Origin of the sequence: Ensifer meliloti (assembly GCF_030064585.1) — a bacterium.
GTDB classification, from domain to species: Bacteria; Pseudomonadota; Alphaproteobacteria; order Rhizobiales; family Rhizobiaceae; genus Sinorhizobium; species Sinorhizobium meliloti.
Map to the genome: position 1 here is coordinate 3,536,312 of NZ_CP120365.1, position 12,539 is coordinate 3,548,850.

Annotated in this window: 13 protein-coding genes; 4 read left to right on the top strand and 9 right to left on the bottom strand. The window is 62.3% G+C overall.

The features are described 5' to 3' along the window. Window positions 1-56: 56 nt before the first annotated feature. Complete coding sequence (locus PZL22_RS23905; RefSeq protein ID WP_003531613.1) at window positions 57-953, top strand: branched-chain amino acid ABC transporter permease; 897 nt, start codon at window positions 57-59, stop codon at window positions 951-953. A gap of 132 nt (window positions 954-1,085) precedes the next feature. On the opposite strand, the gene PZL22_RS23910 is transcribed toward PZL22_RS23905, so the two are convergent. The 5 genes from PZL22_RS23910 to PZL22_RS23930 all read right to left on the bottom strand — a co-directional run bounded on the left by PZL22_RS23910 (window position 1,086) and on the right by PZL22_RS23930 (window position 5,422). Further along, window positions 1,086-1,553, bottom strand: coding sequence for a molybdenum cofactor biosynthesis protein MoaE (locus PZL22_RS23910; protein WP_003531612.1), 468 nt, complete (start codon window positions 1,551-1,553; stop codon window positions 1,086-1,088). 4 nt (window positions 1,554-1,557) lie between these two features. Then, the gene (moaD, locus tag PZL22_RS23915) at window positions 1,558-1,818 is read right to left on the bottom strand and encodes a molybdopterin converting factor subunit 1 (protein ID WP_003531611.1); all 261 of its coding nucleotides are present in this window, start codon (window positions 1,816-1,818) and stop codon (window positions 1,558-1,560) included. After that, a complete protein-coding gene (gene pgsA / locus PZL22_RS23920) occupies window positions 1,815-2,402 on the bottom strand; it encodes a CDP-diacylglycerol--glycerol-3-phosphate 3-phosphatidyltransferase (RefSeq protein ID WP_003531610.1) in 588 nt (195 codons plus the stop codon). Before pgsA ends, moaD begins: the two co-directional genes overlap by 4 nt. A gap of 234 nt (window positions 2,403-2,636) precedes the next feature. Then, window positions 2,637-4,661, bottom strand: a complete 2,025-nt coding sequence (gene uvrC / locus PZL22_RS23925; protein ID WP_003531609.1) for an excinuclease ABC subunit UvrC — start codon at window positions 4,659-4,661, stop codon at window positions 2,637-2,639. Continuing rightward, window positions 4,658-5,422: an SDR family oxidoreductase gene (locus PZL22_RS23930; protein WP_003531608.1), complete on the bottom strand. Its 765-nt coding sequence runs from the start codon at window positions 5,420-5,422 to the stop codon at window positions 4,658-4,660. Before PZL22_RS23930 ends, uvrC begins: the two co-directional genes overlap by 4 nt. 362 nt (window positions 5,423-5,784) lie before the next feature. Here PZL22_RS23930 and PZL22_RS23935 point away from each other — a divergent pair, with 362 nt between their 5' ends. Continuing rightward, entirely contained in the window at window positions 5,785-6,423 is a 639-nt protein-coding gene (locus PZL22_RS23935; protein WP_003531607.1) for an outer membrane protein, read from the top strand. A gap of 240 nt (window positions 6,424-6,663) precedes the next feature. On the opposite strand, the gene PZL22_RS23940 is transcribed toward PZL22_RS23935, so the two are convergent. The 4 genes from PZL22_RS23940 to PZL22_RS23955 are packed head-to-tail and all read right to left on the bottom strand — an operon-like array spanning window position 6,664 to window position 9,445. Continuing rightward, the gene (locus PZL22_RS23940; RefSeq protein ID WP_003531606.1) at window positions 6,664-7,254 is read right to left on the bottom strand and encodes a glutathione S-transferase; all 591 of its coding nucleotides are present in this window, start codon (window positions 7,252-7,254) and stop codon (window positions 6,664-6,666) included. Window positions 7,255-7,268: 14 nt separating this feature from the next. Next, a complete protein-coding gene (locus PZL22_RS23945) occupies window positions 7,269-8,027 on the bottom strand; it encodes a ribonuclease T2 family protein (protein ID WP_013844265.1) in 759 nt (252 codons plus the stop codon). A gap of 53 nt (window positions 8,028-8,080) precedes the next feature. After that, the gene (locus PZL22_RS23950) at window positions 8,081-8,524 is read right to left on the bottom strand and encodes a hypothetical protein (RefSeq protein ID WP_003531605.1); all 444 of its coding nucleotides are present in this window, start codon (window positions 8,522-8,524) and stop codon (window positions 8,081-8,083) included. A gap of 51 nt (window positions 8,525-8,575) precedes the next feature. Then, window positions 8,576-9,445: a 23S rRNA (adenine(2030)-N(6))-methyltransferase RlmJ gene (locus PZL22_RS23955; protein ID WP_003531604.1), complete on the bottom strand. Its 870-nt coding sequence runs from the start codon at window positions 9,443-9,445 to the stop codon at window positions 8,576-8,578. A 68-nt stretch (window positions 9,446-9,513) separates the two neighbouring features. On the opposite strand from PZL22_RS23955, the gene PZL22_RS23960 reads away from it, so the two are divergent. Together PZL22_RS23960 and PZL22_RS23965 are read left to right on the top strand one after the other, a co-directional pair. After that, entirely contained in the window at window positions 9,514-11,646 is a 2,133-nt protein-coding gene (locus PZL22_RS23960; protein WP_033048902.1) for a molybdopterin-containing oxidoreductase family protein, read from the top strand. 208 nt (window positions 11,647-11,854) lie between these two features. Next, a complete protein-coding gene (locus PZL22_RS23965) occupies window positions 11,855-12,451 on the top strand; it encodes an NUDIX domain-containing protein (protein WP_003531602.1) in 597 nt (198 codons plus the stop codon). Window positions 12,452-12,539 lie beyond the last annotated feature (88 nt).

Genomic DNA, 12,539 nt, shown 5'->3' on the forward strand with positions numbered 1-12,539 from the left:
AACTGGTAAAAGCCAGTTTACCAGTTATAGTACGCTTGTCATCACGCGGATGTGCCATGGCCTATTTTCTGCAGCAGATCGCCAATGCCGTACCCGTGGCCGCGCTTTATGCGGCGCTCGCCTTTGGATACGCGATCGCCTTTGCTGTCACGCGGCGGGCGGACCTGACCTATGGCGCGCTCTTCGCCTTTGCCGGGCAAATCTTCGTGCTCTTCGCGGATGTCGGCTGGAACCGGCTGTGGCTGGTACTGCCGGCGGCGCTCGGGCTCGGGGCGGCAGCGGCGCTCGCATTCGGGCTCGGTGCCGGTCTTATTGCCGGCCGCTACGTCATGCGGCCCCTGGCTTTTTCCTCCGCCAATGCCGTGGTCGTCGCCTCGCTCGGAAGCCTGCTGGTGCTGATGGAAACGGCCCGGCTCGCCTCCGACACCAGAAGCCTCTGGCTGCCGCCCTTCTTGCACGACGTGGTGGTGTTCTGGCCGAACCCTGCCTTTCCGGTCGCGCTGACGGTCGTGCAGCTCGTCAACACCGCGCTCATGATGGCCCTTGTCGCCGGCGGCCATTGGCTGTTGACCCGTTCCTATGCCGGCCGCTACTGGCGCGCCGTTTCCGAGGACCGCGAGGCCGCCGCGCTTTGCGGCATCGATCCGGGAGCGGTCTATATCGCCGCCTATGGCGTGGCGTCGCTGATCGCTGCGTTCTGCGGGATTCTCGCTGCTTCCTATTACGGCAACATGGATTTCGGCACCGGGCTGACCTTCGGGGTCAAGGTCCTGTTCATCGCCGCCATCGGCGGGCAGACTTCGCCGTTATTCGCGGCACTGGGCGCGGCCGGCATCGGCCTCATGGAGACGCTGTGGAGCGCCTATGGACCCATCCTCTGGCGGGACTTCGCCATATTCGGCTTTCTGGTGATCGTGCTCGTGGTCACGCGCCGGGAAAGGATCATTCCCTGATCAGAGCGGGATGAGGAAAAGTGTGTGCGGTTTTCCGCCCGCATCCCGCGTCTCAACTTCTTGGAATCGATCACGCTCATGTTTTTAGGTCGACCCGACCTAAAAACATCGTGATTCAGGCGGCGTGAGAGATCAGCGGCGCGTCCAGCGATCGCGTGCCGCGTCGTCCGCATCCTTCGCGCTGACCCAATCGCCTGCGCTGCCGTCGGCGTGATGTTCCTTCTTCCAGAAGGGGGCCGAGGTCTTCAGGAAATCCATGATGAAATTCGCGCCATCGAATGCCGCCTGCCGGTGCGGCGAGGCGGTTACCACCAGGACGATATTCGCTCCCGGCTCCATGCGGCCGAAGCGATGGATGGCGGTTGCAGCCTGCAGGCCGAAGCGCTCGACCGCTTCGTGGCATATCCGTTCGATCTCCGCCTCTGCCATGCCGGGATAATGCTCGAGCTCGAGCGCACTGAGGGCTCCGGCCTCGTCCCGGCACAGCCCCGAAAACGTGACCACCGCACCGACGTCAGTCCGCGCACGGCAAAGCGCCGAGACTTCGGCGGCGATGTCGAAGTCGTCGCGCTGGACGCGCACGGTGACGGGGGCGGCCATGGCTTCAGCCGCCCGTCATCGGCGGGAAGAGGGCGATCTCTCGGGCGCCGGCGATCGGCTCGCCGTGCTCCACATGTTCCTGGTTGATCGCCGCGCGGATGACGTTCGCGTGCTCGAAAACCGCGGCATATTCCTCACCGCGGGTCTTCAGATGGCCCAGCAGGTCGGCGATCGTGACGACATTCTCCGGCAGGTCCAGTGTTTCTTCAGGCCTGCCGATGCGCTCGCGAACCCAGGAGAAATAGACGAGGTTTACCGTGCTCATTCGTTGACCACATGTTTCAGGCCGGCGCGGAAATAGTCGTAGCCGGTATAGAGTGTGATGGCCGCGGCGATCCACAGCAGCAGGATACCGGCTTCCGTGACATAGGGCACGATCTTGTCGCCGGCGGGACCGGCGAGCAGGAAGGCGATCGCGACCATCTGGATCGTCGTCTTCCATTTGGCAACCCGCGTCACCGGAACGCTGACCTTGAGGGCTGCAAGATATTCGCGGAGGCCGGAAACCAGTATCTCGCGGCAGAGGATGATGATGGCAGCCCAGATCGACCAGCCGGCGATCGTTCCGTCGGCGGCCACGAGCAGCAGGATCGAGGCGACCAGCAGCTTGTCCGCGATCGGATCGAGCATGCGGCCGATATTCGAGGTCTGCTTCCATATGCGGGCGAGATAGCCGTCGAAGAAATCCGTGATCGAAGCCGCGACAAAGAGGATGAGCGCGGTCCAGCGCGCAAAATCCGAGCTGTGAAGCCGGCCTTCGATGAAGAAGCAGAAGACGATCAGCGGCACGATGAGGATGCGGAAATAGGTCAGCAGATTTGGGATGCTATAGGCTATGGGCGTTGGCATGGATTCGGTTTCTCTGGACACGACAGTCCTCATTTCCCGCCATCTGGGGTCTCGGCGCGATCGATTCTAGTGGTCGAAGCGGGATGCGGGCGGAAACGCCGAACGCCTTTCCTCATCCCCTCCGGGTTCAGCTGTACAGAATGACTTTGCGACCATAAGGTCAACAGATCATTGCGTGACGCCTGTCATATTTGGCGGATTTCGCCTGAACGCAGGCTGAACCGCGCCGCCCCGTCATTTGGCGGCGTCCTCGTGGAAATGCTCGTAGACGATACGGGCGACCGTTTCGGAAATGCCGTTTACCGACATCAGGTCGTTGATGCCGGCGCGGGACACGGCTTTGGCGGTTCCGAAATGGGTGAGGAGCGCGCGTTTGCGCGTCGGGCCGATTCCGGCGATCTCGTCGAGCGGATTCTTGACCATTTCCTTTTTCCGGCGAGCCCGGTGCGAGCCGATCGCGAAACGGTGCGCTTCGTCGCGCAGACGCTGGATGAAGTAGAGGACGGGGTCGCGCGGCGGCAGAGTGAAGCTTTCCCGGCCTTCGGCGAAGAAACGCTCGCGCCCGGCGTCGCGGTCGACGCCCTTGGCGACGCCGATCGCCGTCACGCAGTCCTCTACGCCGAGGTCCTTGAGAATCGTACGAACTGCCGTCATCTGGCCCTGGCCGCCATCGATCAGGATGACGTCGGGCCACGCGGGGAAACCGGCATCCTCACCCGGCTCTGCGGACCGATCCGGCTTGCCCTCTTCTTTCAGGAGGCGGGAGAAGCGCCGCGTCATGACCTCGCGCATCATGCCGAAATCGTCGCCCGGCGTGATGTCGGTCGATTTTATGTTGAACTTTCGGTACTGGCCTTTGACGAAGCCCTCCGGGCCGGCGACGACCATGCCGCCCACCGCATTGGTGCCCATGATATGCGAGTTGTCGTAGATCTCGATGCGGCGCGGCACGTAAGGGAGTTGGAAGGTTGCGGCAAAGCCTTCGAGCAGGCGCCCCTGCGAAGCCGTTTCGGCGAGCTTGCGGCCATGCGCCTCGCGGGCGTTTGCGAGCGCATGCTCGACGAGATCCTTCTTCTCTCCGCGCTGCGGCACGAGGATCGAGACCTTGTAGCCGGATTTCTCGCTGAGCGCCTGTGCAAGCAGTTCCTGTTCCTCGACGGGGGCGCAGAGCAGGACCTGCCGCGGACAGGGCTTGTCGTCATAGAACTGCGCAAGAAACGCGCTGAGCACCTCGGCAGGGGGAATCGAAGGATCGGCTTTCGGAAAATAGGCGCGATTGCCCCAGTTCTGCCCCGTCCGGAAGAAGAACACCTGGATGCAGGAGATGCCGCCTTCGTGATGGATGGCGAAGACGTCCGCTTCCTCGACGCCGGCCGGGTTGATGCCCTGGTGGCTCTGGACGTGGCTCAGCGCGGCCAGCCGGTCGCGGTAAAGCGCGGCCCGCTCGAAATCGAGGTTCTCCGAAGCCTCGGCCATGGCGGAGGCAATGGTCGCCTTCACCGCCTGGCTCTTGCCGGAGAGAAAATCCTTGGCTTCGCTGACCAGTTCCGCGTAATCCGCATCGCTGACCTCGTTCGTGCACGGCGCGGAACAACGCTTGATCTGATAGAGCAGACAGGGGCGCGTGCGTGTTTCGAAGACACTGTCGGTGCAGGTTCTGAGAAGAAAGGCGCGCTGCAGCGAGTTGATCGTGCGTCCGACTGCTCCGGCCGAGGCGAAGGGGCCGAAATAGTCGCCCTTGCGGCTGCGCGCGCCGCGATGCTTGTAGAGCGCCGGCGCACGCGTATCGCCGGTGACGACGATATAGGGGAAGGACTTGTCGTCGCGCAGAAGCACGTTGAAGCGCGGGCGCAGGCGCTTGATGAGGTTTGCTTCGAGCAGCAGCGCCTCGATCTCCGTCCGCGTCGTCACGAATTCCATATGCGCAGTCTCGCGAACCATGCGCGCGATGCGGTTCGAGTGGCCTCGCCCCTGCGCATAGTTGCTCACCCGCTTCTTCAGGCTGCGGGCCTTGCCGACATAGAGCACGTCGCCGGCCTCGTTGAGCATCCGGTAGACGCCGGGCCCGTTCGGCAGGCGCTTGACGAAGGCCTGGATGAGTTCGGCTCCCTTGAGGCCCGCCGCTTCCGGCAGGCTCTCCGCCCATCCTATTGCCGGCGCCGGCCGTTCGGCCTCGGTCACTTCGACCAGATCGTCTTCGTCGTCGGTCTCCGTGGCGTCGTAAAGGATGCCGCCATCGGTGGGCGTCTGCCCGTTCATTCCACTATCTCCCGAATATCAGGCGTCTCCCAGGCAAGGTGCTGGCCGCCGTCGAGTGCAATCATCTGTCCGGTAACCGACGGCGTGTCGAAAAGGAAGCGGATCGCACGTCCGAATTCCTCGAGCGCCGGACCGCGCCTGAGGATGAGCGCCTCGACCTGGGCCTCGAAATCACGCGGATCCTGTCGCTCGTTGGGCAGCGTCGGCCCGGGTCCGATGCCGTTGACGCGAATGTCGGGGGCGAGCGCCTGGGCCATCGTCTGGGTTGCCGTCCACAGCGCCGATTTGGACAACATATAGGAATAAAAGCGCGGATTTGGAGACCAGACGCGCTGATCGATGACATTGACGATCAGACCGGAGACGTCGGCCGGCCGCTGCAGCGCAAAATCGCGGGCGAGCAGGGAGGGGGCTTTGACATGCAGCGCGAAGTGCCGCTCCCAGACCGCTTCGTCGAACTCGGCGAGGCTGTCCTTGTTGAATACCGAGGCATTGTTGACGAGGAGATCCAGCGGACCGAGCAAGGCTGTTGCCTCCGCGACGAGCCCGGAGGCGGCGCCGACCTCGGTAAGATCGGCCCTGAGCGCGACCGCCCTCGCGCCGGTCTTTCCAAGCTTCCCGGCGAGCGCCTCCGCTTCTGCGAACGATCCGTTCGCGTGAATGGCGAGCGCGAAACCGTGCGCCGCCAGATCCTCGACTATTGCCCTGCCGATGCGTCGGGCGCCGCCGGTAACGAGCGCCGCCTTGAGTGTCCTTTTCAACGTTTCGTCCCGTTCTTCGAATCCTGATGCCGAGTGGCAGAAGATATAGGCTGGAAACGCTCGCCGAAACTCTCGCCGGACGATTCATTTCTGAAAAATTAACGCGGAAGCCGTAATTTGCATCAGTTTGTATTGCTATAGTATATCTTTCGTTAATCTTGAATCGTGGTTAATAAAGTACCTGTGTCTGCGCTGCAACATCGCATTTCAGTCGCGTTGCCGCCACTAAAATTTCACATTTTGGCTCTTGAGATTCCTCATTTCCTGATCAATTTCGGGTCAACCGGGCGGGTTAATTGTAGATGTCCGGTGTTCCGCTGAGAAACAACTAAAACGGAACGCCGGTTCGAAAGGAGAATAGTATGCGTACGCTCACCACCACCCTCATGGCCTCGGCCATGGCCCTCGTTGCCTTCCAGGCCGCCCACGCCGCTGACGTGGTCGACGAAGTTCCGGCTGCTCCGGCTGCCGAATATACCGAACCGGCAGTGCGCAACTGGTCCGGCGCCTATGTCGGCGGCACCATCGACTGGCACCATGGCGAGGCCGATGCGACCGGCAACAATAAGTCGGTCGGTTTCGGTGGCGGTCTCTATGGCGGTTACAATGTCCAGGACGGCCAGATGGTTTATGGCGGTGAAGCCGACGTAAACTACACCGGCAACGACTCCCGCTCCAGCGGCCGCCGCGTCAAGCAGGGTGTCAACGGCTCGGTCCGCGGTCGCGTCGGTGTCGACCTGAACCCGGTCCTCGTCTACGGCACGGCCGGTGTCGCACTCGGCAATGCCAAGCTTTCGACTCCGGCAGGCTCCGACGACAAGACCCTTGTCGGTTGGACCGCAGGCGTCGGCGCCGAAACCTTCGTCACCGACAACATCACTGCGCGTGCCGAATACCGCTACACGGATTACGGCTCCAAGGACTTCCGCGCCGGCGGTTCGACGATCTCGTCCGGTTACGACGAGCACAGCGTCAAACTCGGTATGGGCGTCAAGTTCTGATCCGTCCAACACGATCGAAAAAAAGGCCGGGGCGACCCGGCCTTTTTGTATTGTGGGCTGCTTTACGTGCCCCTCATCCGCCTGCCGGCACCTTCTCCCCGCAAGCGGGGCGAAGGGGATAAGCGGCAAGCGCCAGGCCTCTTTCGCCGTTGAATTCGGGGCAAGGCGGGGCTGCGTGTCCCTTCTCCCCGCCTGCGGGGAGAAGGTCGCGGCAGCGGGATGAGGGGCACGCGCAAAAGCTCAAGCCTTGAACTTCGAATAATCCGGGAAGTGCTTTTCGAATTTGGCAGGCCAGTTCTTGAGCTTGGGCCGGCCCTTCTGCCATTCGCCGGCGAAGCGCAGTTCGATGTAGCGCAGCGTGGCGGCGAGCGCGAAGTGACCGGCATTGAGCTTGCTGCCGGTCTTGGGCAGGTTCGCTTCGAGGTGGTCGAGCCCCCGTTCCACCTTGTCCCATTGCCGGTCGATCCAGGGCTGGTGCACCTTTTCAGGCGGATGGAAGCGTTTCTCGTAGACGATAGCGAGCAGGCTGTCGCAAATGCCGTCGCAAAGCGCCTCGAAGATCTCGATCCGGGTACGCTTTTCGTGATTCTTCGGATAGAGCTTGCCCCCGGTTTCACGATCGATGAAATGCATGATCGCCCGGCTGTCGTAGATTGCCAGGCCGTCCGCGGTTATCAGCGTCGGAATCTTGCCCAGCGGGTTGTTGTCGATCAGCTGCGGCGGATTGGAATTGGTTTCCGTGAGAACGCTTTCCGCCGCGATTCCGGCATGATGAGCCGCCATGCGGACCTTGTTCGAATAGGGGGAGGCGGGCGAGTAGAGTATCTTCATCCGATGTCTTTCCATCATGGTGCTGGAGGCAGCGAGACGGTGTCTCGTCTGCAGGCCTGTCGGTCGACTTGAGGACAAGCCCTGAATTTCAGTTCCTTGTCGAAGCAGATCCTGATTTCTTCGAGTAGCCTGCCTTCGCAGGTAACAGCGATCGACTCGCTCGTCATCCCGGAATTTTTCTTCTCGAAGGCCGCTTCGATCGCCTGGACGGAGAGGCTCTCCGCGCCGTCCGCAGTCGTCAATTCCGGAGGAATGGTGAGCCTCTCATGCGCGGCGCGCGTGACCGCGAAATAATCCCTCTGGCTGAGGCCAGAACAGGTGCCGTGCTTGCGCCACTGGTGGCCGATAAGGCCCATAGAGGGGATGAGGTCGAAATATTGCCGTCCGAGCGATTCGGGCACGCGGTCCGAGTGCCGCGTCCGGCAATATTCCGGATAGCCGTTTTCGTTCTGCGGCCAGAGTCCGTGTACGATCAGGCCATGTCCGCTGCCGGTTTCGCACTGATCGGACTTGCCTTTGGGATCGTTGGCGTCGCACCATGTCGGCGACCAGGAGAGGGAAAGCACGTAGAAGTCGAAGCCCGTGCCGACGGGCACAGGCGCGATTGACGCACTTCTCGCCAAATCTTTCGAGGGGTTCGGGGCAGTCTGGCTGCCGTCTTCACCGCCACAGCCGACAAGAGTACCAAGGACGACGATTGCCGGCAGCAGCCAGAAACGCGTCGCGTTCGATCGAATTCGTGAGATGCGCTTCAGCTTTTTGTACTCATGCATGTCGTTGTCCCAAAACCGCTGCGCACTTTTGGGCGACATGCGTCAGGTGCTGATCACCGAAGCGAAGCGCAGTTGGCGCCGTAGACATACCATGGGTCGAGGCCGCCGACGCAGAACTCGATATTGGACCCGACGCCGGCAAAGCCCCATGGTCTCTCGATCAGATACCACATCGGGCGCCGAACGCCGTCCGTCGTCACCGCGGTCGCGTAGCAATATTCGCGTTCCACCAGATGGGTGTAATCGCGCGGTTCGAAGCGGCTCTGACCCATTTCGCGGATCTCGGCGATGGCGATGTTGGCGCGCAGGTAGTTCGCCGCCTTGTAGTCGAAGCGTCGGGTGATGAAGCCGAGGACGGAGGGGTTGCCGCAAACGCCGACGTCGTAGGTGTGCCGGGCGACGGGAACTTCCGCAAAGTCTGCGGCGGCCACGCTGCTGGCCATGCCGGCAACGAGGGAAAGCGAGGTGAGAAGCATTGCGGCAAGCTTGCAAGTCATGGCTACCTCCCTGAGTCGTCGTAAGAGATTGAAGCCACAGAACCTTATCCGTCAAGGCCCTCGATTGAGCGGCGCCTCGCCGCGCAGCCAGAAGCAACGTCCCGAAGCGAAACGATCCTGGGCGAGTTGTGTCTTCAGGTAGGGTAGGAGGATGTCGAGTTCGCCTTTCAACGTGAAGGGCGGGTTGACGATGACGAGGCCCGATCCCGCGAGCCCCGTGGTAACGCGATCGCTGCGCACCGACAGTTCGGCGCAAAGCATCTTCGGGATTTCCAAAGCCTTGAGCGACTCGTGAAAATCCCTGATCGGCGCGCCCTTCTTCAGCGGATACCAGAGGCAGTAGATGCCGCCGGTGAACCGGCGGTATGCCTTGGCAAGCCCATCCACCAGCCGCTCATACTCGCCTTCGGCTTCGAACGGAGGATCGACGAGAACGAGCCCTCGCTTTTCCTTCGGCGGCAGGTGTGCGCCCAGCGCCAGCCAGCCGTCGAGCCGGGTGATGCGGCTCTGGAAATCGCCTTCGAAGAGCCGGTGCAGCGCCTCGTGATCCTCCGGATGAAGTTCCATGGCCGACAGCCGGTCCTGCGGACGAAACAACATGCGGGCGAGCTTCGGCGACCCCGGATAATGCATGAGGCCGCCTTCGGGATTGAGGTCGCGAACGGCGGAAAGATATGGTTCGAGAATGGCGGCGACCGGGGCGGGAAGCTCGGCCTCGATCAGCCTTCCGATGCCCTCGCGCCATTCGCCGGTCTTCTGCGCTTCCTCGCTCGAAAGGTCGTAAACGCCGATCCCCGCATGGGTGTCCAGCACGCGGAAGGCCTTGTCCTTCTGCTTCAGATAGGTGACGAGCCGCGCCAGCACCGCGTGCTTCAGGACATCGGCGAAGTTGCCCGCGTGGTAGATGTGCCGGTAGTTCATAAGCGTTGCCGATGGCCGCGATCAATTGTTTCGATGAATGGCGAATGGGGCTTTGAGCGTCCCTGGCCATGCCATATAGAAAAGCCATGAACGTTGCGACCCCTATCAGACAAGAAAAGACCATCGGCCATTCGGTCTGTCCGCATGACTGTCCCTCGGCTTGTGCGCTGGAGGTCGACCTCACCGCCGAGGGCCGGATCGGGCGCGTACGCGGCGCGGCGGAAAACACCTACACCGCCGGGGTCATCTGCGCCAAAGTCGCCCGCTATGCGGAGCGTATCTATCATCCCGGCCGCTTGATGGTGCCGCAACGCCGGGTCGGTGCGAAGGGCGAGGGGCGTTGGCAGGAGATTTCCTGGGAGACGGCCCTCGACGAGATCGCCGACCAGTTCGTCAAGGCCGAACAGAGACACGGCTCGGAGGCGGTCTGGCCCTATTTCTATGCCGGGACCATGGGGCAGGTGCAGCGCGACTCCATCGAGCGGCTGCGCCACGCCAAGCGTTATTCCGGCTTCTTCGGGTCGATCTGCACCAACATGGCCTGGACCGGCTACACCATGGCGACCGGTACCCTGCGCGGACCGGACCCAAGGGAGATGGCCAAGTCCGATTGCGTGGTGATCTGGGGCACCAATGCGGTGGCGACGCAGGTCAACGTCATGACCCACGCGGTCAAGGCGCGAAAGGAGCGCGGCGCCAAGATCGTCGTCATCGACGTCTACGACAATCCGACGATCAAGCAGGCCGATATGGGGCTGGTCCTGAAGCCCGGCACCGACGCGGCGCTCGCCTGCGCCGTCATGCACGTCGCCTTCCGCGACGGTCATGCGGACCGCGCCTACATGGCTGAATTCGCCGACGATCCCGCGGGACTCGAAGCGCATCTGAAGACGCGCGGACCGGAATGGGCCTCCGCGATCACCGGGCTTTCGGTGGAGGAGATCGAAGCCTTCGCGAGACTCGTCGGAACGACGCCGCGGACCTATTTCCGTCTCGGCTACGGCTTCACCCGCCAGCGCAACGGTTCCGTCGCGATCCATGCCGCAGCCTCCGTTGCCACGGTGCTCGGCTCCTGGAAACATGAGGGCGGCGGCGCCTTCCATTCGAACAACGACATTTTCCGGCTGGACAAGCGCGAACTCGTCGGCAGCGCCTTTCACGATCCGGATGTGCGCATGCTCGACCAGTCGCAGATCGGCCGCGTTCTGACCGGAGATGCCGAAGCGCTTCGCCATCGCGGCCCCGTGACGGCACTGCTCATCCAGAACACCAATCCGGTCAATGTCGCACCGGAGCAGCGGCTGGTGAAGCGCGGCTTCCTGCGCGACGACGTCTTCGTCGCCGTGCACGAGCAATTCATGACGGACACCGCGCAGCTCGCGGATATCGTCCTGCCGGCCACCATGTTCCTCGAGCACGACGATCTTTATCGCGGTGGCGGCCACCAGCATATCCTGCTCGGGCCGAAGGTCGTCGAGCCGCCGCCGACCGTGCGCACCAATCTTTTCGTCATCGAAGAGCTGGCAAAGCGTCTCGGCGTTGCAGACTGTCCCGGCTTCCGCCTGACGGAACGGCAGCATATCGACCGATTGCTCGCCAATTACGGCATCGGCTACGACGAGATGAAAAAGCGGAAATGGCTCGATTGCCAGCCGGCTTTCGACGAGGCGCATTTCCTCAACGGTTTCGGGCATCCGGACGGCAGGTTCCGGTTCAAGGCGGATTGGACGGGTACGCCCGCGCCGAACCGGCCACCGAAGGCGATGGGGGCTCAGGGGCCGCACGGTCAGCTTCCCGAGTTTCCCGATCACGTCGACCTCATCGAGGTGGCCGACGAGCGGCATCCGTTCCGGCTGGCCACGTCGCCGGCGCGTTCCTTCCTCAATTCCACCTTTGCCGAAACCCCGTCCTCGATCCAGAAGGAGGGCCGGCCGGAAGTCATGATCCATGCGGAGGATGCGGCCGAACTCGGTATCGCCGAGGGCGACGTCGTCAGGCTCGGCAACGGGCGTGGTGAAATCCGCCTGCACGCGAAGATCGGAGGGGGCACCCGTCGCGGCGTCGTCATCGCCGAAGGGCTTTGGCCCAATGGGGCCCACCTGGACGGGGAGGGGATCAACGTTTTGACCGGTGCCGATGCCGTGGCACCCTATGGCGGAGCCGCATTCCACGACAACCGCGTCTGGATGCGCCGGGCCTGACCGCGCCCGCTCTCGAGTTGACGATGATTTTAGGTCGGGTCGACCTAAAACCATCGTGAACGATTCTAATAAATTCAGGCGCGGCATAGGAAACGTGTCGGAGGACGGCAATCTCTCCGCCCCCTCATTCCTGTGACAAGCACAGGGATGAGGGGGGAAACAAGTCCCGGCGAGCATCCCGAATTTCAACAGGCCTAAAGGACTTCCCATGACCAAAAACGCAGACGCGCGCTTCCGGATCATCGATCGCAAGACGGTCTGGGATGGCTTCATCAATCTCGAGCAGATCACGATCGAGCAGGAAATGTCCGACGGCAGCACCGCGCGCCTCGTGCGTGAAGTGCACGACCACGGCCGAGCCGCAACGATCCTCCTCTTCGATCCGGAGCGGCAGGTGGTGGTTCTCGTCCGCCAGCTGCGCCTGCCGGTTTTCCTGCAGGGGGAAACGGGATATCTCCTCGAAGCGCCGGCGGGCCTCCTCGACGGCGAGGCCCCGGAAGTCGCGATCTGCCGCGAGGCGATGGAGGAAACCGGCTACCGCATCGAGACGGCCATGCATCTCTTCGATGCCTATATGAGCCCCGGCTCCATTACGGAGCGCACGAGCTTCTTCCTCGGTCTCATCGATATATCAAAGAAGGTCGCGGCGGGCGGCGGACTTGCGCATGAGGGCGAGGACATCGAGGTGTTGGAAATTTCCTTCGACGAAGCCGTCGCGAGGATAGGCACCGGCGAGATCTGCGATGCGAAAACCATCATGCTTCTGCAGTGGGCTATGCTCAACCGTGCCTCGCTCGCCAAGTAATCGCCTGATATTCTATAATATTCTACATTACCGATATTTCACTGTTTGATCGCGCTGCACTGCGGTAAGCCATTGTCGTCTCCTTCAA

Excerpts from the sequence above, each read along its gene's own strand:
- PZL22_RS23905 (WP_003531613.1), top strand. The coding sequence starts at position 57 with ATGGCCTATTTTCTGCAGCAGATCGCCAATGCCGTACCCGTGGCCGCG.
- PZL22_RS23910 (WP_003531612.1), bottom strand. The coding sequence starts at position 1,553 with ATGGCCGCCCCCGTCACCGTGCGCGTCCAGCGCGACGACTTCGACATC.
- moaD (WP_003531611.1), bottom strand. The coding sequence starts at position 1,818 with ATGAGCACGGTAAACCTCGTCTATTTCTCCTGGGTTCGCGAGCGCATC.
- pgsA (WP_003531610.1), bottom strand. The coding sequence starts at position 2,402 with ATGCCAACGCCCATAGCCTATAGCATCCCAAATCTGCTGACCTATTTC.
- uvrC (WP_003531609.1), bottom strand. The coding sequence starts at position 4,661 with ATGAACGGGCAGACGCCCACCGATGGCGGCATCCTTTACGACGCCACG.
- PZL22_RS23935 (WP_003531607.1), top strand. The coding sequence starts at position 5,785 with ATGCGTACGCTCACCACCACCCTCATGGCCTCGGCCATGGCCCTCGTT.
- PZL22_RS23940 (WP_003531606.1), bottom strand. The coding sequence starts at position 7,254 with ATGAAGATACTCTACTCGCCCGCCTCCCCCTATTCGAACAAGGTCCGC.
- PZL22_RS23945 (WP_013844265.1), bottom strand. The coding sequence starts at position 8,027 with ATGCATGAGTACAAAAAGCTGAAGCGCATCTCACGAATTCGATCGAAC.
- PZL22_RS23950 (WP_003531605.1), bottom strand. The coding sequence starts at position 8,524 with ATGACTTGCAAGCTTGCCGCAATGCTTCTCACCTCGCTTTCCCTCGTT.
- PZL22_RS23955 (WP_003531604.1), bottom strand. The coding sequence starts at position 9,445 with ATGAACTACCGGCACATCTACCACGCGGGCAACTTCGCCGATGTCCTG.
- PZL22_RS23960 (WP_033048902.1), top strand. The coding sequence starts at position 9,514 with ATGCCATATAGAAAAGCCATGAACGTTGCGACCCCTATCAGACAAGAA.
- PZL22_RS23965 (WP_003531602.1), top strand. The coding sequence starts at position 11,855 with ATGACCAAAAACGCAGACGCGCGCTTCCGGATCATCGATCGCAAGACG.